Raw genomic sequence first — 24131 nt, 5'->3', positions numbered from 1 at the left:
ATGAGACGCCTGTTTAGCCTTAACGCACCAACAGCTGTTTTGGATGTCATGAAAAGTCATAAATCCAAAAAATATTTTCAATATGCCCCGAATCGTGCGAACCGTTTCCCGCTTTTGCCTGCTCTTAACAAATGTCAGCATAAGTTGATGTTAGTTCTGAAAATAACGCCATTCAAAGAGGCTTACGATGTTTTACATTAAAAATTTACCAGGCTGGGAACGGGTTTTGCGTATTATTGCTGGTTTGGCATGTCTGGGTTTTGCGTATATGAACTGGGGGTCGTCATGGCTCAGTGTCGCCGCGGGCCTTGGCGGGGCCGTGGCTGCTGTCACCGGCTTGGCAGGGTTTTGCCCCATGTGTGCCATGCTGGGTCGCAAGCTCAATAAGAGTCAATAAGGTCAATAAGGGCCATTGATGCATATTACGATAGAAAGAGATAATCTCATTTCTTCTGCCAAGGCGGGCGATACGCTTGCGATTGCCCGCCTGCTGGCGCTTTGCCAGGCCGACGCGCGCCGTTATGCCCGCCGCCATTGCCATGCCAGTGATGTCGATGATGCAGTGCAAGAATCACTGCTCATCATTTCACGCAAAGTGGGTGGCTTGCAGGCAGTGGCCGCTTTTTCTGCCTGGCTGTTTACCGTCATCAAGCGCGAATGCTACAAACTCGCTAAGATCATCACGCGCACTGACAGCTTTGATGAAGAACGGGAAGCGCAGGCAGAACAGCAATTGGCCAGAAAGACAGACCAGGATTTGCGCATGGACCTGGTTGCCGCGCTGGAATCATTGCCCGCCCATTATCTGGAAGTCGTCATCTTGCGCGATTTTGAAGAACTGACGATAGCAGAAATCGCCGGGCGCCTGAACGAGCCGCAAAGCAGCATCAAGAGCCGGCTGCATAGGGCGCGTGTGCTGGTCAGGGAATATCTGCTGGCCTATGACCATGGATGAAGCCGTGGATGAAGCCATGTATGAGGTCATGCTGGCTGCATAATAAACACCGATGTTTGATTGTCATTTGAGAGTTGCCCCATAAGTGAAAGCATCATGAAAGTAGATCACATCACCCTGCTGGTCAGCTCACTCGAAACCAGCATGCCGTATTACGACACGCTCTTGCCGCTGCTGGGTTTTAGCAAACAGCGCGCGCATGTCTGGTCAGATGGTGAAGGCTTTTTCTTCCAGTTCCTGGAAGCGAAGGCAGGTACACGTCCTTATGAGCGCTATGGTGCCGGCATGAACCATGTCGGCTTTGGCGCAGCCTCGGTAGCGGCGGTAGAGCATATACGCCTCAGCATGCAGGAGGCCGGTTTTGCCGTGCCAGAAATCCAGCAACTCGGCGGTGCAACAGCCCTGTTCATGAAAGATGCAGACGGCATACGCTTTGAAATCACTTACTATGCACCGGGGACAAAAGTAGTCGATTAGCTTGCAGGCAAGCCGCCAGCGGCGCAGGTTTGGCCGTGCGGATTTCCCCATGCTGTTCATGCTGGCGATGTTGTCCATGTTGCCCATGCTTTTGTAACCAGTCGTCACCCAGGTCAGCCAGACAGGCGATGAAAGCTTCCTGCAAAGAGAAGTGACCACAGTCTATTTCTACGTATTTTTTCGGCCCTGCCAGGCGCTGGTAACCGTCAAGCGTCAGTTGCGGGCTGACCATCCTGTCACGTTTCTGGTTGATCACCAGCACCGGTATGTCGGTATTCGATTCCAGCGGTATGCAAAATGGTGTTGCCAGCATGCTCGCAAAATAGCGTGCCGTGACCGTGCGCAAGGTGCAGGGATCAGCCTGCCATTTTGTATAAAAGCCACCAGGCAAATCCACCTGGTCGCGTTCATCCAGCATATGCCGGAAACGCGCCAGTGGACGATAGGGCAGGCGCAATCCTGGCAGCAGGCTTGCCAGTGCAAGGCTGGCATATTTGCATAAAACGGCCATGCCCGGTATCTGCGCCAGCGCAGACAAACGGGTAAAGCCAAGCCCGGTATGCGGGTCACCAAAATCATACAGGTTCAGGCAGACGATTGCCGCCGGTGGCAAACCGTGCTGGTGCAGTGCCGCCGCTGCAGCATAGGTCAGCCCGCCACCTATGCTGCCACCACTGAGAAACAGGTTGCCGCCAAACTGGCTGCGCGCCCAGAGGGCAACGTCGACAATATTCTGCACACTTTCAGCAACGGTAAAATCGCCCTGTGCACCGCCAGAGCGGCCCTGGCCTTTCTGGTCAGGCACCACGACGGTATAACCACGCGCATGAAAAGCCAGCGCCAGGCCGACAAACAAACCACCATAGCCACCACCGCCATGATTCAGCACCAGCACGGGCGCGGCCTGGTCTTGCTGCGCATAGACATCGACATGCAAATCCACACCGGTGGATGGCACATGGTGGACGCGGCGTAACGCTGCCGCGCGCGACAAGGTGGCCGCGTCGTGATAACAATGCCAGTAAAGCTGATCAGGTCTTGCGTCCGTAGATTTGTTGCGCATGAAAACTCCAGAAGATGGCGACCTCGCCATGTCGGTCTATAATATGAACAATCATTCACATTGTCTATTCGCATTCAGGAGCCGGTTTCTGACATGGCCACACCCCGCGCAAAGCCTTTAAAACAGCCGCTTCAGCAGCGTTCGCGGCAAACCGTCCAGGCCATCCTGGAGGCTGCTATTCAGGTTTTTGAAGTCCACGGCTATGCGGCCGGCACGACTTCGCGCATCGCGCAGCGGGCCGGAGTTTCCATCGGTTCGCTGTACCAGTATTTCCCCAACAAGGATGAAATCCTGTTTGCGCTGGCACAGCAGCACCTGGCGGAAGGCCTGGGCCTCAGTGCCCGTCTGCTTGAGACCCTGCGTCAGGCCAACTTGTCGCTGGAAGCCACCTTGCGCGAAATCGTCTCCAGCATGATCGCGCTGCACAAGATCAACCCTGGCCTGCACCGCTTATTGTATGAAGAGGCTTTGCTGCCCGTGGGCTTGCGCCTAACGGTGAAAGAGGCTGAAGTGTTTTTGATACAGGAAGTGGCACGCTGCCTGTCCCTGCGCCCCGATGTCAGCAGCACAGACAGCCAGTTGCAAGCGTATTTTGTAGTGCACACGATAGAGCATTTCACGCACAAGCTGGTGATAGACCAGCCGTCGGCGCAGTTTCAAAAGGCAGGGGAAGAAGAGATGGTGCAGATGTTGCTGCGGTATTTGCGGGCAGATAATTAAGCTAGCCAACCCGGCTAATCCAAGCAACCCAGCCAACTGAGGTTTTGCCAGACACGCCTGCCTGGCAAAACCTCACGTGCATGCTATCAGGCTATCAGGCCATCATGACATTGATGATGGCATTGCCTATGCCCAGTATTGCCGCACCGGATATCAGGCCGGCGCTGATGGCTTCGCAGCCACCCACCCAGAAGGTATTGCCCTGCGTGCCTTCAGTCGGGTATTTCCTGCCCATATACCAGAATATCAGCGCGCCTATCCACATGGCCAGGCAGGCATCAGGTGGCAAGACTACGCCAAGGCCGATGGACACCGCCGACAAAGGCAGGCGGCCTTTGGTGATGATATTGGTCACCTCGATAAAGACTGCGCACAGACCGGCAATAGTCATGGCGATAATGGCTGAAATTGGCAGACCGCTGATGCCCTTGGCGATGATCTCCGCCACGCCTTTCCATTGCAGCGCAGAAGGGAAGGCAAACTGCTCGCTGACGATGGTAGCGGTGCTGCGCAAGCCCTCATGGTCAGGCGGCAGGAACAGCAGGAAGAACAGCGGCACACAGGCCAGCGCACCGGAAAAAATGCCGATGATATGGCCTATCACCTGGTGCCTGGGTTTGCCACCCAGCATATAGCCGGGCTTGATATCTGACAGCAGTGATGAGGCATTGAAGGCGATGTCAGAAGTCATGCCCGCCGGTATCAGGTTGGTCGCCGGATTGCTGCGGTCTATCGCACCCATGCTGAATTGCGTGATCTTTGCCAGCGCGCCGATAGGTGCCCAGGAAGTCAGCGCCATCGCATTGATACAGATCACCGTCAGCACAAAAATCAGCGGGAAAGAAATCAGCGCCATGATGTAGGAAACACCAAACAGCGCATTGATGAGCCAGGCTGCAACGCCGCACAGGATGGGCACGCCGACATAAGAAATCCACAGCGGCACTTCAATATCCTTGAGCGGATCGGGGCCGGTGTCCTTGACCTTCTCGCTTTTGCCACGCAGCGAATTGAATGCCGCCTTGAACAGTTCCGGTTTTGCCAGCAGGCCCACGAGGGAACCCACCACCATCATCGTCACCGCCCACCACAAGCCCCATTGATTGACGATTTCGGTACGTGAAATCGCCACGATGCTGCCGTTGGGTAAAGTACGGGCAGCGATATCGCCGCGCTGTATCATCCACGGTGCGAGGAACACAAAGTTGATGACCGCACCCAGCATGACGCTGCTGGCCACCCGTATGCCCATCAGGCCACCAACGCCAAACATTGCCGCATCGACGGTAAAGCGCAAACCCAGCTGGCGTATGTCGGTGCCGAGGATTTTTGGTATCCACCAGTCATATTTGACGGCGGCCATGTAGTAATAGGTATCGAGGCGCTCCTGCAAATTCCAGGCTTCTGTCATGCCTGCCCATTTGTCCATGCGCAAAATCTTGAACTGTATCAGGCGCATCCAGCCATCACTGACCAGCATCTGGTACAGGCCGGCGAACAGGCTGGTGTAGCCGAGCAGCTTGGCTTTATACAGGCCGGCGCCGGCACCATCGGTGTACAGTGAATCAAGCACCACGCCACAGGCGCGGCCTTCCGGGAAGGGCAACTGGTCTTCATTGACAAAACGGCGCTTGAGCGGGAAAGCCACCAGCACGCCGATCAGTGCGACCACGGTCACCCAGAGCAGCATCTGCCACCAGGGGATGATGCGCCCGGTGATCAGCATATAGGCCGCCAGGCTGGAAATCATGGGGTTGATCATGTAACCGGCGGCTGTCGCGATGGATTGCGTACAGTTGTTTTCCAGTATCGTGTAATCGGAAGCCAGGCCCATGCCGTGCAGGATGCGGAAAATCGCAAACGATAAAATCACCGAAGTCAGGCCCACACCGATGCCGATGCCTGTTTTGGCACCGATATACAGCGCAGTGGCAGCCAGGATGCCGCCCAGCAAGAAACCCGTCAGGGCAGAGCGCAAGGTCAGTTGTGCCATATTGCTGCGGTACACATTATCAAACCACCACTGGTCTTTCTGTCGTCTTGACCAGGTGCGTATCTGTGTATCATCTAGCTGCTGTAAAGCCATGTGTCCTCCTCCGGTAGGGTAAAACTGCGTCCTTGTGGGCTGCTCTTTTATGACCGCCTGCGTTTTTTTTGCATGCACGATGCCGGGCGGTAGCGAAATATAGTGTTAGCCGATCAGCATGTCAATTTCTGTCGCGACAAATCCATGCTGTGCTGCAAACAGCGTAGCCGGATCAAAACCGGAATATAAATTAGAATGCAAAGCTGGCAAGTATTTATCCTTCCCTGTCCCTTCCAGAAAGACGCGTATGACACTCAATGAAATTGCCGCAGCCTATGTCAAACTGGTGCTGGCCGTTGGTCAGCATGATGCCGGGTATGTCGATGCCTATTACGGCCCACCCGCCTGGCAGGAAGAAAGCCGCCAGCTGCCGCTGGTCGATTTGCTGGCATCTGCCGACCAGCTGTTGCAACTGGCGCGCAACTTGCCCCCGCCTGCGGCTGGCGAAACCCTGCGCCAGCAATTCCTGTTGCTGCAACTGGCATCGGTACGCACCTATATCGCCCACTTGTCGGGCAGCAAGCTCAGTTTTGATGCCGAATCGCTGGCCCTGTATGACGCCCAGTCACCGGTAAAGACGCCTGCCGACTTTGAACTGATCCTGGCAGAGCTTGACCAGCTGCTGCCCGGAGAAGGTGAACTCAACCCGCGCCTCAGCGCTTATAACCGCGATTTTGAAATCCCGCGCGACAGGCTAGACGCCGTCTTCACCGCCGCCATCAATGAGTCAAGGGAACGCACCCGCAAATACATCAACTTGCCGGCAGAAGAAGATTTCCGCATCGAATATGTCAAAGACCAGGTCTGGAGTGCCTATAACTGGTACAAGGGCAACAGCTATAGCCTGATACAGGTCAATACGGATTTCCCCATGTTCATCAGCCGCGCGATTGACCTGGCCAGCCATGAAGGCTACCCCGGCCACCATGTCTTCAACCTGTTGATGGAAAAACACCTGGTCAATGAAAACGGCTGGCTCGAATACAGCATCTACCCCCTGTATTCGCCCATGTCTTTCCTGGCTGAAGGCAGTGCCAATTACGGCATAGAAGTCGCCTTCCCGCATGCAGAACGCATGGCCTTTGAGAAAGCACAACTGTTCCCGCTGGCCGGTATCGATCCGGCCAGGGTAGAACATTATTATGAAGTGCAGGCGGTGCTGCAACAATTGTCGTATGCCGGCAATATGGTCGCCAGGCTTTATCTCGATGGCGAGATCGACACTGAAGCCGCCGTTGCCATGCTGATGAAATATGCGCTGTCTGATGAAGCCCGCTCCAGGCAACGCCTGCGCTTCATGGAAAAACATCGCTCCTATGTCATCAACTATAACCTGGGCCAGGATATGACCAAGGCCTATGTCGAAAAACTGGCAGAGCCTGGCAGCGAGCAAAGCCGCTGGCAGGTCTTTACAGACCTGCTGTCGGCACCAAAGACAGCATCCATGATGGTGTAGCGCATTGGTGTAGCGCGTGTCAGCACCGGGGCCACTGTCAGGCAATGTCTGCGATAGCCAGCATCTGCCGCGCCTTGTCCACATCCGGGCTGCGGTAGGCTTTTTCCGGTATGCCTGACAGGGTGGAGGGGTGCAGCTGCTGGTTATCCAGTCCATAGAATTTCTGGAAACTCATGATCAGTGGCTGCCATTTGTCCGGGTCTACCCGGTTGGGGTTGCCATCCATCAGTATCGACGTATCAAGATGCAGGCGCTGTATGCGCAATTCGAAAGTCAGTATGCCGCCGCGCAGCAGGGCCTCATCATCGGCAATGCCATGCATGGCGACGACACTGGCTTCCTGCTGGACCAGGCATTCCTGCACACGCGCTGCGGCCACGGTTTCTGATGCTTGCGGCGTCAGGCCAGCCAGGGCAAACTTGTCCCTCACCAGCCGGTAACCGCATGCGGCCTTCCATGCCGACATTGCATCAGAACCCGTCGTCAGCGCCAGCCGGTTGACTGCCTCCACCTCATTGACAGAAGCCAGGTTCAGCACGCAGACGCCGTTGCGCTTCAGGTTACGCGCGGTCTGTGAACTCGAGCCTACACCGATCACCGCCCGCCAGCCCAGCCAGAATATCGATGAGATCGGTGCCAGGTTAAAACTGCCATCTTCATTGACGGTACTGACCAGTATCACAGGTGTACCAAAATAAAGGATGGATGATTCGCTGCTGATATGCATTTTTGCCTCGCTTGTTGTTGAACGACAGGCAAAGTATGGGCGAGGCAAAGTGGCATGGCTGGCTGCAATCGGACACGAGATTTTCTCGCGCCGCCGTGCAAAATCATGCGCTGCTGGTCAGGTCAGTGATCGCTCTCAAGGGTATCGGTGCCGACATCACGATGGAGGTGCGGGTCTCGCCATAATGATTGATATTGCCGACAAAGCTTTCGAGATGGCGGATATCCCTGCACACCACCCGCAGCAAAAAAGAATCCTGGCCGGTGACGTGCAGGCATTCCATCACTTCAGGCAGCGATTTGAGGTGTGCAATAAGGCTGGCCTTTTGCGGCTGTGGAACGGTGATCCCCACCACCGCCTGCACCTGCAGGCCCAGGGCTTCGGCATTGATTTCGGCGCGGTAGCCTTTGATGATACCTGCCTCTTCCAGCCGCTTGACCCGTTCAGATGTGGCAGGCAGCGACAGGCCGGTTTCATCGGCAAGGGATTTCAGCGAAATGCGGGCGTCGCGTTGCAGTGCGGCCAGTATTTTCCAGGCTTTGGCATCGATATCCATGATTTTAAGTCCGCAGGCAGTTTCGCAAGAATAGTGAAGGCAATGTAGCAGTTTTACCTGAATTTTTCCATTCTATTGCCATGTTCAATTCGTCATACTTGAACCCTGTCTTTCTTGTTCTCAGGTACATCATGGAATGGATTTTGTTTTTCAAGGCAATGCTGATCGGCCTGTCGATCGCCGCGCCGGTCGGCCCGATAGGTTTGCTGTGCATACAGCGCACCCTCGCACATGGCATGCGTGCCGGTTTTGTCAGTGGCCTGGGGGCGGCGTGTGCTGACGCCGTGTACGGCGCCGCTGGGGCGTTTGGCATGGTGGCCATCACTGACTACTTCGTCTCGCTGAGCATGCCGCTGGCGCTGGCTGGTGCCTTGTTCCTGGCCTGGATGGGTGTCAGGCTGCTCTTCAGCAAAGCCAGCCCCGCAGAGCAGGGCACAGCTGTACGGCCTTCTGCGGCAGGCGCCTTCTTATCGGTGTTTTTGCTGACTATGACCAACCCCATGACCATCATTTCTTTCATCGCCGTGTTCGCCAGCATTGCCGGCCCCGTCGCAGTGCAGCCATCTGCCGCCATGCTGATGGTGGCAGGCGTGCTGCTGGGGTCCGCCGCCTGGTGGCTGACACTGACTTGCGGCATCGCCCTGATACGCAAGAAGATCGATACCGCAATGATGACAAGCATCAACCGCGCCGGTGGCTGCCTGCTGCTGGGTTTCGCCGCATGGCAAATCATGGGTTTGCGTGCCGGAGCCTGATAGCCCCGGGGCGCAGCCTGTCTTAAGTCTTCAGTGAAGTGTGGGCGACAGTGTCGCAAAAAGTAATTTTCGGCGCTTGCCTGAGCAAGGTCTCCATGCGCTGCAACGCAGTCTTGACAGGCAGGGATTGCAGATGCACATCGCAGGCCGCCTTGTCGCGATATAACTCATAGACCATAAAATGATCAGGCTGATCCTGCTGCTGATGCACCGCATAAAAAAGACTGCCGGCTTCTTGCTGAGTTGATGCGACCAGTTTTTCCAGCATGGTTTTTACTTCTTCCTGCGCGGCGGCATGCGCGTGTAGTTCGGCCAATAATAACAGCATGTTTTTTTACTCCTGTAGTGATGATAGTAATGAGAAGGAGTAAATAGTTTGCTTTAAGGGCGCTGGCTGGTATTGTAAAAATGCGTCTTCGTGCGCGCCAGTTTCAAATACTGTTCAGGGCTGCTGCCCGTGATTTTTTTAAACTCATGGATGAAATGCGCCTGGTCATAGTAGCCATGGTCCAGCGCCGTGCTGGCGGTAGCTGTCATATCACCCAGCATCAGGCTGCGCATGGTGTGCTGGAAGCGGCTCATGCATCTGACGGTATTGGCCGTCTGCCCGCTGGCAGCCAGAAAGCGCCGCTCAAACTGCCGCCTGCCAAGATGGAAATGCTCAGCCAGCGCCTGTATGCTGATATCCGCATGGCGCCGGTATAACAGCGGCATGGCTTGCTCTATCAGCGCATCGGGTGCTTCGGGTTTTAATCGACTGAGCAGGAAGGCATTGATCAGTTCCAGCCTTTCCCGCGCAGTAGCCTCTTCCAATTGCCTGCCCAGCCTGTTCGCTGCCTGACCCCAGATATCTTCCGCCGTCACTACCTGGTCAGCGAGTTCATTCATGGGGATAGTGGTAAACCGCGGCAACATGCCCACCTTGAAACGCACTGCAATAAAACCCATATCGGCAGACGCGGATAGCGTAAGCGCCTGCTGACGCATACACAGCAAATGGCTGGAATTACACACTGCCAATTTCTCGTTGCCGCGAGTGCGGTATTGGAAAGGCGAACGATAATGAAAATACAGTTCCGCCCCTGTGCCTGGCAACAGTTCTGGCAGTGCGATGATTTCGTTTACCTCACTTTCCCAGCCCCAAAGTCTGTCAATGTAAGGCAGCAGTTGTGGGAGAGGAGGGCACAGGGTTTTTTTCATGCCAGTCGGCTAGTTTGAAAATTAAAAATATGAACAGAAAGCGCTGATTGTGGCATTCGCTGTTTCAACGTAAAGTAGCGACATGATATAGACAATAAGAAAAAGGGTCTTTAAGCAAATGAATTCTGGCATGAACAAACCATACTCCGTCGCCTGTGAAAGAAATAGCGGCCCTATCCTGCAAGTGATCACACCTGTTTTGGCTGACACTAAAAGTCTGCTGGAAATCGGCAGCGGCACTGGCCAGCATGCCGTCACTTTTGCCCGGCATTTACCGCATCTGCAATGGCAGACCAGTGACCGGCCTGAATACCATCCTGGCATCATGGCGTGGCTGGATGAGGCTGCGCTTACCAATGTGTTGCCACCGCTGGAATTGAATATCGGTAAAAGCCCCTGGCCAGAAAGGCAGTTTGATGCCGTCTTTACCGCCAACACCTGTCACATCATGGCATGGCAAGAAGTGCAGCTCATGTTTGCCGGTGTTGCAAAAGCCCTTGCAGCGCCCGGCTGTTTTTTGATTTACGGCCCTTTCAATTATGCAGGCCAGTTCACCAGCGCCAGCAACCAGCAATTTGATGCCTCATTAAAACAGCAGGCCGCGCACATGGGCCTGCGCGATATTGAAAAAATCATTGCACTGGCTGAGCAGCATGGTTTGCACCTGCAAGATGATATCGCCATGCCCGCCAATAATCGTTTGCTGGTGATGACGACCTAAACACCGTGCGCTCTGGCATTGCGCGCTAGAACGACTATGGGGCATCACTACTGCATGCGTTCTTGCAGATATTCTCCATCAGACGCTGCTTTGTTTATGCGATGAAGCGCTGTCTACCTGGACGACAATATCGTAATAAAGAACAGCAGCGGTAACAGCGCAAAACCGCACACCGCAAGTGTTGCGCGCTCGACTGCTGATTCACCTGCGGCACGCCTTTGCCATAAAAGCAGGCGCGTTGCTGTCCCTGCCCACAAACCTATACAGGGCACACCAAAAACAAATATCGTCAACGCCATGCCAACATCGGCATCATCGCCCGAGCCAATGACACCCTTGATGTTGTACACCAGTAGCGCGATGAGCGCTATGCTGATCACCGCTGCACCCCTGAGTAACAAGCGGCGGTCAGGCATCAAAAAGACCAGGGCAAACGGGATCGTGTAAGGCAGCATACAAAGGCAGGCAATTATTTCCATAGAGATGGCATTTCAACAGTGGGTTGCTGGGCCAGCGCAATAACAGCATCATGCTTGCCTCTGCGCCAGTGACAAGCCAGCATGCCATGCCTGTGTGAAGAGAGTATGCGCCCGGTGTGAAGTGTGCACAGTTGCTGCATTCTTCAAAGCGCCCAATGCCGTCAGCAGATAACAGAGAGCCAGTTGGCAGAGACCGCAGACTGCGGTACTGGTGCACCCTTGCCAGATAGCTCACCAGCAGGTATAGTCCGCGCTGAAATTTCAGGGATATCAGGCTTGGCCATGGGAAAAAGAATCAATCAAATCATCAGTGTGTCTTATCTTGCGGTGCTCATAGTCGCAGCACTCTCAGGGTGCGGCGTTCATGTCAGGGCACCGAATACACCAGACCAGGGGAATGCTGAAATCACACGCGTTTCCGGCAAAAATGAAAAAGGTGCCGCACTCATCACGCACGTGAATGGTCAGCAAGTCGGGTTTGAGATGACCGGCTATGCCACAGGCGCCACAACGCCTCCGGGGCCAAGCAAACTGATCATATTGTGCCGCCTGGATAAAAGTGCGATGAGCGGAAGGCAACGTCCCTTTGATGAAGTCGACAATGGGGTTGGCGTAGTAGTCGGATCAAGCGGGAGCGCTATCGCGCAAATCAGATTGAATGCCGACCTCAAGCCAAATACGAAATATGAATTGCATTGCGAACCGACAGGCGACTACCGTGCACGCGCCTGGCTGGTGGAGCTTCACTAGAACTCATTTCATAAATAGGGATGAGATGCGTTTGCCTCATAGCGTGGGCTGGCAAGGCGGGCGAGGCCGTCAATAGTGGTGCTATTGACAACGAGTCCTACACAGTCCAGCCAACGCTATGAGGCAAACCCTTCGGGAACTGACGATTTGGGCGCATTGCTGCGTTGTGCCGCTTGCAAAGGCGGACGCCTTAGCTGCGCGTCACGCCTTGCACTGCATCCCAAATCGCCTTGTTCGCATTCACCCCTATTTATGAAATGAGTTCTAGAAAACAGGAAACAAACCTTATGAAAATGACGAGAATAGCCATCATGCTGGCAATGCTGGCCTCAATTGCAGCATGCCAGACACCACTGTACCGCCCCGTATCCACCGGGCCAGTCGCAGAATTGACCGTGGGTCGTGCCGACGGGGCAAAAGCAGGCCGCTTGTGGCCCTATCTTTTCAGGGATGCAGAATGTAGCGGCAGGCATCACATTGGCATGCTGGATCATCATTCAGACGACACGCTGACAACCACCATCGCCGCAAGACCCGATACGCTCATCGAATTTGGTGACTACGACATCACTACCAGAACATCATGTGACGTAAAACTTCTGTTCAATGCAGTAGAAGGTGCGCGATACAAGGCTACCTGGTCACGTACGGGTTCACAGTGCTTTGCCCGTCTGGAACGATTTGTTACGACAGATGGTAAAGAAGGCTGGTGGGTAAGAGACGCCACCGTCAAGCGCGTCTATTGCGACGCAAAGCCAAGTTTCCTTTGAGGCCTGGTTGTTGTAAACCACGCAAGTGCGAATAACTCGCGTATTCGCAAGCGTGGCCACCTCAGTCAGTTTGCTGGCGCATTAGTTGCCACTGTTTGACTTAGCAGGCGAGGGCGGCAATATCTCCATCTCCATGAGCCAGCTCTCAACCAGTACCGGCCATAAAGAAATCGGATGCGGGGTACTGCGCAAGCCAAATGCATGTCCGCCCCGGGCAAACAGATGTACCTCGGTCGACACGCCCGCATCGTTCAGCGCTCTCGCATACAAGGTACTGTTACAGATCTTGTCGACCGGGTCATCCCAGGCTTGCAGCAGAAAGGTCGGCGACGTTTGCCCTGTCACGTGAATGGTAGGGTCAAAGCGCGTGCCTGAACGGCACAGATGCCCGGGATAAAGCGCAATCGCGTAGTCAGGTCGGCTGCTCAGCTTGTCAGCCGCATCAACGGGTTTGTAGGTGGATTTGAAGATATTACTGGTTTGTGCAACCAGATAACCACCGGCAGAAAAACCGATGACACCAATCTTGCCGGGATCGATACCCAGTTCCTTTGCACTCGCCCGTACCAGCCTGATGGTTCTCTGCGCATCCTGAAGCGCAAGTGGAACTTTAGGCGTGATGTGGCAGTTGCAATCCTTGTCCCAGTAGTGGTTACCCTTAGGGACGCGGTATTTCAGCAAAACACAGGTCATGCCCCGGGCTGTCACCCAGTCGCATATCTCGGTGCCTTCCAGATCTATCGCCAGGATACGAAACCCGCCACCCGGAAACACCACCATCGCCACACCAGTGTTCACCCCTTTGGGTGGGAAGACCGTCATCGTTGGCTTGCTGACGTTGAGCAACTGCGTATACTCCCGCCCCGGCTTGACCTCCGGCGGTGTGTTGAGCTGCATGCTTTCAAGAGTTTGAGAAACGACCGCCCCATCAGGCACACCATTGGGCCAGATAGCAATCTGCTTCAGACCCGCAGGCGGTTCCCACGCACTTGCTGGCTCTTTCACAGCCTGATGCGGATCAGTTTGCGCGGCGTGTAAATTTGCGGTGGTAATTGCGAGGAGCAATAATAAAACTGTTTTGGACATTCGCCAGATTTCCTGTGGGGGGTAATGCAAAATGAGAGGAGTTTTCAGGCATCTTTTTTGAGTCTGAAATCTCAATGAAGCGGCATGATAGCGTATTCAATACGGATGCAATAGAGCTAAGCCCCGCTCGTGGGAATTGCTTCATGTATATGCAGGGTTTTGAGATGATTATTGGAATTTGGCGATTAACATGCTTGCGATTACGTTACACTTATCGCTCTCAAGAAAGCTCAAGACAAAGTTGGAATTGACTCATATGAACAATGACAATCAGGATTATCTATTGCAAAAAGCGAGAGAGAAGCTGGACAAGGGTTCATATCGTGCTACCTACAAAATATTGGCACCGCTTTTGCAAACAAATTGTGCTGAAGCTTTATATATGTATTCGAAGTTTAGCTTCTTGCGTAAAGAAACCACTGATGATTTCCAAAAACGTACACTGCGTTTACTGGAACAGGCCGCCAGTTTGGGACACGGTGACGCCTTATATCAGCTCGCGGTTTTTTATGATGTTGGTGATATGGTGGACAAGAATCCCGACAGAGCATCTCAACTATTTAAGCAGGCTGCCGAAACTGGACACACAAAAGCAAAAGTCTCCTATGGTCTGGATTTGTTTTATGGGACAAATGGAATTGTTCAGAATCAGCCTATGGGGTTGATGTTACTTCAGCAGGCCGTTGATGCAGGGATAGAAGGTGCGGCTTACTGCCTGGAGCGCGCAAAAGATCATTCAACTGGAGGCGTTAAAGCGACTTGAGGAACAGATACTCGTGCTTGTGAAATTATTTTACTTGCAAAGTGACGCCGCAAATTTTTGAAAAATTTATAAGGACAAATATGTTATTTGACTGGAGCTGGTTTATGTCAGTCGATTTTCGAGGGAAATGGCTGATTACTACAGGTCGCGCATTTTTGGCAGTGGCGGATGAGAGCTATGCTGTTTCTGGCGTAATGTGCCTGCGTGATGAATGCAATCAAGATACGGTTGTTTATGCGCGTTTTTCAGGAATGGTGTCAGAGGACAGTCGAGTTTCGATGACAATTACTTCTGAAAAAGAGGGAGTGCCATCCTTTGAAGTTTTCGGCACAATGCATAGCCAATAACTGCGTAAATTTCATGGCCGAAAATTTCACTAAGGCTGCACGAAATATGCGTCTAATTGCGTCAGCTTTTAAGGCCTTCAATCTAGCCGCATCCGTAGGCTGGGCTTAGTCTTAACTGGTGACGCAGATTTGAGTCAAAAGCGACCCATTTAGCGGGCATGCGTGGTGGGGGATGTCTGCGCGCCAGGTCTTGGAATGGGAAAAAACGTAAAAAAATTGCTTAAATGAAATGATTTTCGAACGGTTTAGAAAACCGATATGGGCAGCCATGGTGGCGAGTGATTATTGTCTTGTGTATGTCGAGAGAATCTCGCCCCAACACGTCATATAGGCTGGGAGAGTTCTTTGAATTCTTTGATATGCTAGACGAACAAAAAAACCGGCGTAAGGCCGGTTTAATTTGAAGCGAGTTGCATATTAAGTTTGAAGGCTGCGTAGCCATTCGGCGAGCACTGTTTCATCTATTTGCTTGGTGACGATCTTAATAATCATATCTCCAGCCTCTTGCGGGCTGTAGTCAATCTCAACGCCATTAAGAACCAAGATCATGTCCATAGCGGCAAAGGCGGTGCGTTTGTTCGCATCATTAAACGCATGCGCCTCAGCAATAAAAGCAGCATAGCACGCGGCTAGCTGGAAAACATCTTCAATCAACCCATAATCCAACCTGGTATCAATCCGTGCAATTGCTGCTTCTAATGACTTATCAGGTACAAGGCCCTGTAATTCATGTGCTTGTATAACACGCTCATCATGTAATCTGATAATTGTTTCAGTGGTCAAACTAATCATGCTTATTTATCTTTCAGATAATCAAGCACTGGCTCCAATACCTTAGAACGTCGATCAAACGCGGCCAACACATCATCAGTGGACGCCTTGGTATGGGTAATATTCACAGCCCCAGCTGGAACCAGATAGGCCACTACCGCATTACGATTCAAAATGGCGACAGGTGTGTGTCCTGCATACTCCAACACCTTGCCAGGTTCTCGCAATTCAGTTAATGACGCTGCTTTCTTGGTTAGTAAAGTTTCCATTTAATACACCCTCCTTGGCATAGTCTCGTCTTTCATACAATATAATACACATTTAAATGTATATATTCAAGTGTTTCATTCTTATACATTATTTGCCTGCAATTTTCTGTAGTCGCCTTTCTTTCTCAAAATCATCACGACAATCTAAATTACAAAACAGCAAATCAGGTTCGACATACTCATCACAAAACAGGCAGTGGCCATTACTTTGCAAATGCAGGCCCCGGCTTGCGAATCAATAGCTGAAGCAATAAAAGTTTCAATTAATTGATCTGACATATCCGAAACATCAGTCATTTTGTTACCTCTCCTGCATCGCCATAAAGAATATGGGTTGAATCGGATTACTTCCTCGCCCAGCCAGTCGTTAAACTCCCTGAAACGCGCCTGCAGCGGTTCCAGTTCATTCATCGTAAACACCTTCGCCGTCGGTTAAACGGCCCCAAAACCGCCCGTATTGTTCGGCACCAGACCCGGCAGTTGAGGCGGCACATGGTGGGCCGCCAGCATGTCATCACGCGTCACGTTCTTGATGCTGAAAAATTCATCCTTGGCCGCCACTTCGGAAACCGGCAAAATCTGGATGCCGTCTTTCTTGCCGTTTGGCGCGTACATGAACACATTACGGAAATTGCCTGGCCCCTTGCTGTCTCGCAGTGCCTGGCGCATGGCGTCAACGTCAGTTTGATTTTGGACAGCGTCAGTCATGTACAGAATGAAGCCAGCGTGTGAGCCGTTCTTGTAATACTTCCTGCGGAAAAGCGTTGCCGCTTCATTCAGCCAGGCAGAGTGCAAGGCGCTCAAATATTCCGGCAAGCCATACACCTCTTGGTTAATATCAAGTTCCATCAGGTGGAAAATTGAACCAGTGGCAAATTCATGTTCTTGCTGCCAGCCACGCACAAAAGCGTATTTGTCCAGATCGTCACAGCACCGGCGTGTGTATTTGGATAATACCGGTGCAAGCTGCAAAATCTTTCCTTTGCGGCTATTCTGTTTTTCCAGATAACCATTGCCGAATATCAGGTAATCAAGCGCAAACCTGCTAAACGCCAGACGTGACAGATATGTATGCGGGATGAAGGTGGCCGCCAGCAAATTGCGTTTGACGTAAATGGCAGTGCTATGGTGGACGCTGGATGCGCGTGGCTGGGGCTATACAGACGCGCAAAACCCCTATGAGGGTATCCGAGGACAGAAATAGACAAACGGACGGTTTATATCTCTGACGACCTGTTAACCTGGTCTATAAGCATGCCAGCGAGCCACTAAAGGATGCAATGGAATTAGCTTATCTGACCGGCCAGCGCCCAGCAGACGCCTTATCTATGATGGAGAACGACATTGTTTCTGGACATCTGATCATTAAGCAAGCAAAGAGCAAACAACCCTTGCGGGTTGTTATTCAGGGGCAATTAAAAGAGGTGATTGACAGGATATATCGCCGTAAAGATGAATACGCTATCGTAAGCGGTGCTTTACTCGTAAACACACACGGCAAGGGAATGACACAAGCGGTGCTGCGAAATCATTTTCACGATGCAAGGGACTTGGCCATCGTTGAAAATCCAGAACTTGAAAGCGACATCATCAACTTTTGGTTTTATGATCTGCGTGCAAAAGCGGCCGATGATACATCCGATATGTTGGGCGAACAGAAGGCCGCCGATTTGCTCGGTCATGATGACGTCAAAACCACTCGCAGACATTATATGCGTAGAGGTAAAATAGTAGTGCCTACCCGATAATTGCGGGAAAGTTGTAATAATTGCGTGAAAGACGGGGATTGCTAAATCTATCAAAACCCCCGTAGAATAAAGCTATCGCGGGTGTAGTTTAATGGTAGAACGGCAGCTTCCCAAGCTTCATACGAGGGTTCGATTCCCTTCACCCGCTCCAATAAAATCATTGATCTGACTTATTTTATTTGGTTTCCGCGCTCCACAATTCCCGGAAAAAACTGATGGTAACCCCCAGGAAATGCTTCCCACACAGTGAAGCAAGCCGTTTCCGGGTGTTGGTCGAATGGCAAGCGTACTGTGGTATTGGCGTCTGCAATGATTGATCCATAGCAATAACTGTGGTAAGCGCAGTGGTAGAATATACGGCATCCATTCTGACAATTTATGAACAATCAAGTGACTTCGATTCCGCAGGCAAGCCCGATGCCGAGAAAGAGATCCCTCAAGTGGCTGGCGATGGGATTTGTTGTTTTTGTTTGCGTGTCACTGATATGCATGGATGGCTGGCGTAGCTGGACAGCAAGAGAAAATCAAGTGCGTGAGATGGAGGTGTCCACTGCCAATATGGCGCGCGCAATAGCGCAACATGCAGACGATACGATCAGGGCTGCTGATGCTGCCCTGTTGGGCACAGATGAAAGAATCCAGGCTGACGGTACCAGCCCTGCCGCTTTGGAACGTCTGCATAAATTACTGGTCGCCAAAACGGCCAAACTGCCGCAGATCAAAGGCTTGTTTTTTGTCGACGAAAACGGCGGGTGGTTAGTCAATTCCTTGCCGACGATGCCAGCGCATGCCAGCAATGCAGATCGCGATTATTTCATTTATCACCGGACTCACCAGGGCGACGATACCTATATAGGCGCGCCGATACGCAGTCGTTCCAGTGGCGTATGGGTGATTACCTTGTCACGCAGAATCAATCATGCCGACGGAAGTTTTGCAGGTGTTGCGCTGGCATCTATCGATATTGGCTACTTCAATAAATTTTATGACAGCTTTGATATCGGCAAGGCGGGAGCCATCATACTGTCCTTAAACAGCGGCACCCTGGTGACGCGTCGCCCGCTATTGCCTGACTCTATCGGCAGGGACATGAAATCAACAACGGTGTTTAAAGAAAGTGCGTTAAAGCCAGCAGGGACGTTCACCGTAAAATCAGCCCAGGACGGGGTCAGACGGATCAACAGTTTTCATCGTCTTGATTCTTACCCCCTGTTCGTTTCTGCGGCCGTCTCTGAAGATGAAGTTCTTGCCGACTGGCGGACGGATACTTATTGGCACTCAGCGGGTGTCGGCTTGCTTGTGATCATACTCGGCTCTGTCGGCTTTTATCTGATTGCGCAGATGAAGTTGCGCTTTAGTGCTGAAACCGAACTGATACAGACGCGAGATGCAATGATTGATCTCAATAAGACACTTGAGCGCCTGTCGCTTCAGGATGCGCTGACTGAGCTTGCCAATCGGCGTAATTTCGATATCACCCTGGAAGAAGAATTCAGCAGGGCGATTCGAAATGCCAGTTCACTGGCACTCATCCTGATTGATGTTGACCACTTCAAACAATATAACGATCTTTACGGCCATGCGGCTGGGGATGAATGCCTGAGAAAAATCAGCCAGGCCGTCAAATCTTGCCAGAATCGTGCTGGCGATCTGACGGCCCGGTATGGTGGTGAAGAACTGGCAGTGATTCTTCCGACCACTGATGTCGAAGGTGCCATCCTGATCGCTGAAAAAATACGTCAGGCCATTCACCATTTAGCGATCTCACACGCGGGTAACGAGACTGGCATTGTGACCGTCAGTGCTGGGGTGGAAGCCATCATCCCCGTAAAGAACTTGCATAACCCGGTGGCACTGATCGAAGCGGCAGACACTGCGCTCTATGCTGCCAAAAAGAGCGGACGTGACCGTGTTTGCCGTAACCCCAATCTGCTACCAGGCACCAGCTAGTTCAGTCGGGCAAGCCGAAGCAAACCAGATACGGTTTTGAAGATCGCCGCTGATAGTTTGACGCTGAGTTCAGCCCAGCCCAGCTGGCGCTGCGCGAATCGCTCCTGGGTAAGCTGACTTCATCCAGACAATGTTTATCTGCCAGCCCCTTCAATCGCCTGCACCAGCGCTGCGATATCGTAGGGCTTGATGAGGCTGACTGCGCCGGGCAAGCGGGTTTGCTGTGGCTGGCCCGAGGCGAAAACGACATGCAGTTCTGGCAGGCTGGCGCGGGCCTGGTTGGCCAGGGTTTCGCCAGACATGCCGGGTAGCTGTATGTCGGCGATGAGGACATTGATATCTTCTGATGACAGTATCTTCAGCGCCTGTTCGGCATGGCTGGTGTGGCTGACACGGTGGCCCAGCAGAGACAGCAATTCAGTCGTGTTGGCGCGGATGATATCGTCGTCTTCCACCAGCAAGATATGCAATGCGCGTGGCGGTGCGGGTTCAGGCTTAATAATGCTCTGGCTGGCTGCGTTGGCCGGGTTGACTGGCGCAGCCTTCTTTATTTCCATCGCGGCGGTTTGCTTGCGCTGCTTCTGGTTGCCCAGCACATGGCGGATTTTTTGTGCCAGCGCGGCGCGAGTATAGGGTTTGCCAAGCAGCTCAACCCCGGCATCGAGGCGGCCGCCGTGGACGATGGCGTTTTCGGTATAGCCCGAAGTGAACAGAACAGCCAGGTCAGGCAGGCAGCCGCGTGCTTCGCGTGCCAGGTCGGGGCTGCGCAGGGGGCCGGGCATGACGACGTCGGTAAACAACAGGTCGATGGCCAGGCCGCTTTGCACGATGGCCAGTGCACCTTCGGCTTCACCAGCCTGCAAGACGCGGTAACCAAGGCCGCCCAGCATTTCCACGACGATTTTGCGCACGCCGACATCATCTTCTACAACGAGGATGGTTTCTTCACCGCCGACCACCTCACGGCTGTCGAGTATGGTCGGCATTTCTTCTGCCGCCATCGATCTTGGCAGGTATAGTTTGACGGTAGTGCCAAGACCCACTTCGCTGTAGATCTTGACGTGGCCGCCTGATTGTTTGACAAAGCCATACACCATCGACAGGCCCAGCCCGGTACCTTTGCCTTCGGGCTTGGTAGAGAAGAAGGGCTCAAATGCCTGGGCGATCACTTCAGGCGTCATGCCGCTGCCGGTGTCGCTGACGGCGATCATGATGTACTGGCCGCGTTCCACTTCGAAGTGGTTGGCGGCGTAGTCATCATCCAGGGCGACATTGCCCATTTCTATGGTCAGTTTGCCGTTGGCTTCCATCGCGTCACGCGCATTGATACACAGGTTGAGGATGGCGTTTTCCAGTTGCGGTACGTCGACCAGGCAATTCCACAGCCCGCCAGAGGCGACCATTTCTATATCGATGGCTTCACCGAGACTGCGGCGCAGCATGTCTTCCATCGCGACTATATAACGGCTGACTTTGACCACCTTGGGTTCCAGTGCCTGGCGGCGGCCAAAGGCCAGCAGGTAACTGGCCAGCTTCGCACCGCGTGACACACCGTCGAGGGCATTGTTGATCTTGCGCAGCGCACGCGGGTTGTCCCTCACTTCGGGTGTCAGTAGTTGCAGGTTGCCTGAAATGACTTGCAGCAGATTGTTGAAATCATGCGCGACACCACCGGTCAGTTTGCCGATGGTATCCATTTTTTGTGACTGTATCAGCGCCTGTTCAGTGCGTTTCATGGCCGCAGCGGCGGCACGTTCTGCAGTCACATCGCGGCCAACGGCGTGGAACAGGCCGGCATCGCGCGCACCTGTCCACGAGACCAGGCTATAAGCCCCATCAGCACGGCGCACACGCTTTTCAAACTTGAAGGTATTATTGCCATCAGACGAGGCAAATAATTTGCCGCCAGCGCGCTGCTGCTCATCAGGGTGAATGAGACTGACGAAGGGTACACCTGTTACCTCGCCTTCTTTCCAGCCCAGCAGCGTGCTGAAGGCCGGGTTGACCGAGGTGATATTGCCGTCGATATCGGCCACCACCATGATATCGGTTGCCAGCCGCCACATGCGGTCACGTTCTTCCGTACGCTGGCTGATTTGCTGGGTCAGGCTGAGGTTTTCATGGGTCAGTACCTGTGAGGCGCTTTTCTGGTCATGGATATCGGTGTTGGTGCCTATCCAGCGTAAAATTTCACCTTTTTCATCGCGGATGGGCAAGGCCCTGACCAGGTGCCAGTGGTAATTGCCATCATGCTGGCGGATACGGAATTCGGTCTGATAGATTTCGCCAGATGTGACAGCAGCCGTCCAGGTCGCTGCTACCTCGGCCAATTCATCAGGGTGCAGCAGGGTAGCCCATTTTTCGCCATCCAGTTCACCTGGCCTGGCACCGCTGTAGTCATATACGCGGTCATTAAACCAGTACAACAGGCCATCTGGTGCTGCTATCCACACCTGGTTGGGTACCGCCTGCGCCAGCGTGCGGAACAGGGCTTCGCTTTCGACCATGGCTTTTTCAGCCACCACACGGTCGGTCACATCAAAGCCCTGCACAAAGATGCCGAACACTTCACCGGCATCATTTTTCAGCGGCTGGTAGACAAAATCGAGAAAGCGCTTGTTCGTGTTTCCCTGGCTGTCGGCGATGACAAAGGGGATGGCCGTCCCTTCAAAAATCTCGCCTGTGGCATACAGCTTGTCTAGCAGGTCGACAAAACCCTGGTCTGCAGCTTCGGGTATCGCTTCCTTAACGGATTTACCCAATACCTCGCGGTTGTTGACCAATGTGGAATAGGCACGATTAGTCAGCGCAAACACATGCTGCGGGCCAGTCAGCATGGCGGTAAAGCCCGGGGTTTGCTCAAACATGGCCTGAAGCCGCTGGCGTTCGCCTGCCATCCAACGGTCGGCTTTGACCTTGGCGGTTGTTTCAACCACCGTCACCAGCACCGCGACGGTAACGCCGTGCTCGTCTGAAACGGCTGAATAATCCAGGTTCAAAAATACCTGTTCCAGCGTACCCTTCCTGTTCAGCGAAAATTCCTGGTCGGTATAACTGATTCTTTCACCGGCAAACACCCGGCGGATAATCATGGCATTGAATTCAGCCACTTCTGGCCAGCCTTCGCCTGCGGTCATGCCCAGCAATTGCGGGTGGCGTGGGCCCGCAAATGTGGCGTACCCCTCGTTATAGATCATGACGCCTTCCACACCCATCAGCATCACCATCGGCATGGGGGAGCGCAACATCATCGCCACCACCGCCTTGACGCCGGCAGACCAGTAGCTGATTTCACCCAAAGGGGTGCTGCCCCAGTCGTAAGCTTCTACCAGCTTGCCGATATCGCCGGTATCGTTCAAAAAAGGTTGATGGGCTCGCTCGGTCAGGGTTGGATTCATGTTGATAACGTAGAAAATGATAGTTTGTTGCGCCGGCGCAGGCGACATCGGTGGCCACGCGCGAGCGGGTCATTAAAGCACAAAATACGGCAAAATGAACAGTGCTCATTCTACCGGTGAGCATGCAATAACAGGATAAAACACGATAGGTCAGCGAAGCAGGCTGCGCAGCTTCTGGCGCCATCTGCATTAATGGCCGCGTGATCAAACCCATGTCAGGCTGGCGCCTGCGTGCAGACGATGCGGCAGGGGCGACAACACAGGCGTTTTTGCCACTGGCGCAGTATTGCCAGGCTTGCACAAACCCGGTGCGCTTGCTCACTTTTACCTGTGCCCGCTCTCCGTCTGCTTCAGGGCTTCAGTTGCCCACGTATCTCACCATCCATATTTTGTGCAGTATGGACATTGATATACAAATTGCCTGCCTTGTAAGCTTCGTATTGTTCATCCGTCAGTACCGCGCCACCTGGCACTATCCAGCTGCCATCCGGCGTCTTGACCAGGTTGATGATGGGCGGGCCTTTGACACCTTCGGCACCCATGTGGATATGGGCGACGGTCGCCACCAGGCCGGTGGTATTGATGGTGCCGCTGATTTTTTTATCTTCCGTAACCGAGACACTGCCCGTGCCCCTGGCCAGTGTGGTCACCGCCGGGGTTTCGGCATCGCCACTCAAGCTGACACTGCTTACACCTGTCTGCGCAACAGCGCTCGCACTGAAGGTTAACGCAATGGCTGCAGTCAGCAGGCCAGCCCTGAGCTTGCCTGCTTGCTTTTGAGAAAATTGTTTCAACATGATACTGACCTCGCTATGTGTCGGTGTCTTGCGATATGGTAGAGATGGTTTTTAACTGTTCTAAGTTCTTATTTTATAAATTAAATGCAAAAGCTTGATGATTGTGAAGGTTTCATCTGCGTACGTCCGTTGAATAACGCACAGATGGCGTAAAAAACAGAGAAATCCTGAATTTGCAGATGGTGTGCAAGATGCACAAGTCAGCACCCATGGTAGCAAAGAGATAAAGAATAGAAAAAATAGAAAAATAGAAAAAATAGCTTCTCCAATTCTTTTATCTGCCTGTG

At 53.0% G+C, this 24131-nt stretch carries 26 protein-coding genes, 1 tRNA gene and 1 pseudogene; 15 read left to right on the top strand and 13 right to left on the bottom strand.

Features of this window, described 5'->3' with window-relative positions:
- The 4 genes from ACO0LH_RS02640 to ACO0LH_RS02625 all read left to right on the top strand — a co-directional run bounded on the left by ACO0LH_RS02640 (nucleotide 1) and on the right by ACO0LH_RS02625 (nucleotide 1432).
- Nucleotides 1–201, top strand: coding sequence for a hypothetical protein (locus ACO0LH_RS02640; protein ID WP_422939493.1), 201 nt, complete (start codon nucleotides 1–3; stop codon nucleotides 199–201).
- Complete coding sequence (locus tag ACO0LH_RS02635) at nucleotides 188–397, top strand: YgaP family membrane protein (RefSeq protein ID WP_422939492.1); 210 nt, start codon at nucleotides 188–190, stop codon at nucleotides 395–397. The genes ACO0LH_RS02640 and ACO0LH_RS02635 overlap by 14 nt, the downstream gene beginning before the upstream one ends.
- A gap of 18 nt (nucleotides 398–415) precedes the next feature.
- Nucleotides 416–955 (top strand): RNA polymerase sigma factor, encoded by a 540-nt coding sequence (locus ACO0LH_RS02630; RefSeq protein WP_422939491.1) that lies wholly within the window; start codon nucleotides 416–418, stop codon nucleotides 953–955.
- A gap of 96 nt (nucleotides 956–1051) precedes the next feature.
- Complete coding sequence (locus tag ACO0LH_RS02625) at nucleotides 1052–1432, top strand: VOC family protein (RefSeq protein ID WP_422939490.1); 381 nt, start codon at nucleotides 1052–1054, stop codon at nucleotides 1430–1432.
- Here ACO0LH_RS02625 and ACO0LH_RS02620 read toward each other — a convergent pair.
- Nucleotides 1395–2495, bottom strand: coding sequence for an alpha/beta hydrolase (locus ACO0LH_RS02620; protein WP_422939489.1), 1101 nt, complete (start codon nucleotides 2493–2495; stop codon nucleotides 1395–1397). The genes ACO0LH_RS02625 and ACO0LH_RS02620 overlap by 38 nt on opposite strands.
- A gap of 93 nt (nucleotides 2496–2588) precedes the next feature.
- Between ACO0LH_RS02620 and ACO0LH_RS02615 the strand changes: the two genes are divergently transcribed.
- The gene (locus tag ACO0LH_RS02615) at nucleotides 2589–3215 is read left to right on the top strand and encodes a TetR/AcrR family transcriptional regulator (protein ID WP_422939488.1); all 627 of its coding nucleotides are present in this window, start codon (nucleotides 2589–2591) and stop codon (nucleotides 3213–3215) included.
- A gap of 94 nt (nucleotides 3216–3309) precedes the next feature.
- Here ACO0LH_RS02615 and ACO0LH_RS02610 read toward each other — a convergent pair whose 3' ends face one another.
- Nucleotides 3310–5301, bottom strand: a complete 1992-nt coding sequence (locus ACO0LH_RS02610; protein WP_422939487.1) for an OPT family oligopeptide transporter — start codon at nucleotides 5299–5301, stop codon at nucleotides 3310–3312.
- Between the two features lie 247 nt (nucleotides 5302–5548).
- Here ACO0LH_RS02610 and ACO0LH_RS02605 point away from each other — a divergent pair, with 247 nt between their 5' ends.
- On the top strand, nucleotides 5549–6757 hold the full coding sequence (locus tag ACO0LH_RS02605; protein ID WP_422939486.1) for a hypothetical protein: 1209 nt from the start codon (nucleotides 5549–5551) through the stop codon (nucleotides 6755–6757).
- A 37-nt stretch (nucleotides 6758–6794) separates the two neighbouring features.
- Here the strand turns inward: ACO0LH_RS02605 and ACO0LH_RS02600 are convergent, their stop codons facing one another.
- Together ACO0LH_RS02600 and ACO0LH_RS02595 are read right to left on the bottom strand one after the other, a co-directional pair.
- Nucleotides 6795–7484, bottom strand: a complete 690-nt coding sequence (locus ACO0LH_RS02600) for a flavin reductase family protein (RefSeq protein ID WP_422939485.1) — start codon at nucleotides 7482–7484, stop codon at nucleotides 6795–6797.
- Between the two features lie 103 nt (nucleotides 7485–7587).
- Nucleotides 7588–8040: an Lrp/AsnC family transcriptional regulator gene (locus ACO0LH_RS02595; RefSeq protein ID WP_422939484.1), complete on the bottom strand. Its 453-nt coding sequence runs from the start codon at nucleotides 8038–8040 to the stop codon at nucleotides 7588–7590.
- A 131-nt stretch (nucleotides 8041–8171) separates the two neighbouring features.
- Between ACO0LH_RS02595 and ACO0LH_RS02590 the strand changes: the two genes are divergently transcribed.
- Nucleotides 8172–8795, top strand: coding sequence for a LysE family translocator (locus ACO0LH_RS02590; protein ID WP_422939483.1), 624 nt, complete (start codon nucleotides 8172–8174; stop codon nucleotides 8793–8795).
- Nucleotides 8796–8817: 22 nt separating this feature from the next.
- On the opposite strand, the gene ACO0LH_RS02585 is transcribed toward ACO0LH_RS02590, so the two are convergent.
- A complete protein-coding gene (locus ACO0LH_RS02585; protein WP_422939482.1) occupies nucleotides 8818–9123 on the bottom strand; it encodes a putative quinol monooxygenase in 306 nt (101 codons plus the stop codon).
- Nucleotides 9124–9176: 53 nt separating this feature from the next.
- Complete coding sequence (locus ACO0LH_RS02580; protein WP_422939481.1) at nucleotides 9177–9995, bottom strand: helix-turn-helix domain-containing protein; 819 nt, start codon at nucleotides 9993–9995, stop codon at nucleotides 9177–9179.
- A gap of 130 nt (nucleotides 9996–10125) precedes the next feature.
- Between ACO0LH_RS02580 and ACO0LH_RS02575 the strand changes: the two genes are divergently transcribed.
- The gene (locus tag ACO0LH_RS02575; protein WP_422939480.1) at nucleotides 10126–10716 is read left to right on the top strand and encodes a DUF938 domain-containing protein; all 591 of its coding nucleotides are present in this window, start codon (nucleotides 10126–10128) and stop codon (nucleotides 10714–10716) included.
- Between the two features lie 113 nt (nucleotides 10717–10829).
- On the opposite strand, the gene ACO0LH_RS02570 is transcribed toward ACO0LH_RS02575, so the two are convergent.
- Nucleotides 10830–11171 carry a hypothetical protein gene (locus ACO0LH_RS02570; RefSeq protein WP_422939479.1) on the bottom strand — a complete coding sequence of 114 codons (342 nt, stop codon included), beginning with the start codon at nucleotides 11169–11171 and terminating at the stop codon, nucleotides 10830–10832.
- A 207-nt stretch (nucleotides 11172–11378) separates the two neighbouring features.
- Between ACO0LH_RS02570 and ACO0LH_RS02565 the strand changes: the two genes are divergently transcribed.
- Entirely contained in the window at nucleotides 11379–11945 is a 567-nt protein-coding gene (locus ACO0LH_RS02565) for a hypothetical protein (RefSeq protein ID WP_422939478.1), read from the top strand.
- A gap of 287 nt (nucleotides 11946–12232) precedes the next feature.
- Nucleotides 12233–12715 carry a hypothetical protein gene (locus ACO0LH_RS02560; RefSeq protein WP_422939477.1) on the top strand — a complete coding sequence of 161 codons (483 nt, stop codon included), beginning with the start codon at nucleotides 12233–12235 and terminating at the stop codon, nucleotides 12713–12715.
- A gap of 81 nt (nucleotides 12716–12796) precedes the next feature.
- Here ACO0LH_RS02560 and ACO0LH_RS02555 read toward each other — a convergent pair whose 3' ends face one another.
- Nucleotides 12797–13801, bottom strand: coding sequence for an alpha/beta hydrolase (locus tag ACO0LH_RS02555; protein WP_422939476.1), 1005 nt, complete (start codon nucleotides 13799–13801; stop codon nucleotides 12797–12799).
- A 190-nt stretch (nucleotides 13802–13991) separates the two neighbouring features.
- Between ACO0LH_RS02555 and ACO0LH_RS02550 the strand changes: the two genes are divergently transcribed.
- The gene (locus ACO0LH_RS02550) at nucleotides 13992–14564 is read left to right on the top strand and encodes a tetratricopeptide repeat protein (protein ID WP_422939475.1); all 573 of its coding nucleotides are present in this window, start codon (nucleotides 13992–13994) and stop codon (nucleotides 14562–14564) included.
- Nucleotides 14565–14644: 80 nt separating this feature from the next.
- Complete coding sequence (locus ACO0LH_RS02545) at nucleotides 14645–14911, top strand: hypothetical protein (protein ID WP_422939474.1); 267 nt, start codon at nucleotides 14645–14647, stop codon at nucleotides 14909–14911.
- A 417-nt stretch (nucleotides 14912–15328) separates the two neighbouring features.
- Here the strand turns inward: ACO0LH_RS02545 and ACO0LH_RS02540 are convergent, their stop codons facing one another.
- From ACO0LH_RS02540 to ACO0LH_RS02530, 3 genes and pseudogenes are all read right to left on the bottom strand, one after another.
- Complete coding sequence (locus ACO0LH_RS02540) at nucleotides 15329–15703, bottom strand: type II toxin-antitoxin system death-on-curing family toxin (protein ID WP_422939473.1); 375 nt, start codon at nucleotides 15701–15703, stop codon at nucleotides 15329–15331.
- Nucleotides 15704–15705: 2 nt separating this feature from the next.
- On the bottom strand, nucleotides 15706–15951 hold the full coding sequence (locus ACO0LH_RS02535) for an antitoxin (protein WP_422939472.1): 246 nt from the start codon (nucleotides 15949–15951) through the stop codon (nucleotides 15706–15708).
- 321 nt (nucleotides 15952–16272) lie between these two features.
- A pseudogene (locus ACO0LH_RS02530) lies at nucleotides 16273–17091 on the bottom strand (phage portal protein); the annotation flags it as partial.
- Nucleotides 17092–17192: 101 nt separating this feature from the next.
- On the opposite strand from ACO0LH_RS02530, the gene ACO0LH_RS02525 reads away from it, so the two are divergent.
- From ACO0LH_RS02525 to ACO0LH_RS02515, 3 genes are all read left to right on the top strand, one after another.
- Entirely contained in the window at nucleotides 17193–17699 is a 507-nt protein-coding gene (locus ACO0LH_RS02525) for a tyrosine-type recombinase/integrase (protein WP_422940554.1), read from the top strand.
- A 77-nt stretch (nucleotides 17700–17776) separates the two neighbouring features.
- Nucleotides 17777–17850: transfer RNA gene (locus ACO0LH_RS02520), tRNA-Gly, on the top strand.
- 266 nt (nucleotides 17851–18116) lie between these two features.
- Nucleotides 18117–19649, top strand: coding sequence for a sensor domain-containing diguanylate cyclase (locus ACO0LH_RS02515; RefSeq protein ID WP_422939471.1), 1533 nt, complete (start codon nucleotides 18117–18119; stop codon nucleotides 19647–19649).
- Nucleotides 19650–19783: 134 nt separating this feature from the next.
- Here ACO0LH_RS02515 and ACO0LH_RS02510 read toward each other — a convergent pair whose 3' ends face one another.
- Both ACO0LH_RS02510 and ACO0LH_RS02505 read right to left on the bottom strand, forming a co-directional pair.
- Nucleotides 19784–23047: a PAS domain S-box protein gene (locus ACO0LH_RS02510; RefSeq protein ID WP_422939470.1), complete on the bottom strand. Its 3264-nt coding sequence runs from the start codon at nucleotides 23045–23047 to the stop codon at nucleotides 19784–19786.
- 350 nt (nucleotides 23048–23397) lie between these two features.
- Nucleotides 23398–23844: a CHRD domain-containing protein gene (locus tag ACO0LH_RS02505; RefSeq protein WP_422939469.1), complete on the bottom strand. Its 447-nt coding sequence runs from the start codon at nucleotides 23842–23844 to the stop codon at nucleotides 23398–23400.
- Between the last annotated feature and the right edge of the window lie 287 nt (nucleotides 23845–24131).

The sequence above is a fragment of the Undibacterium sp. TJN19 genome (genome assembly GCF_049339485.1).
Lineage (GTDB): Bacteria > Pseudomonadota > Gammaproteobacteria > Burkholderiales > Burkholderiaceae_D > Undibacterium.
This window is presented reverse-complemented; position numbering and strand designations above follow the sequence as displayed.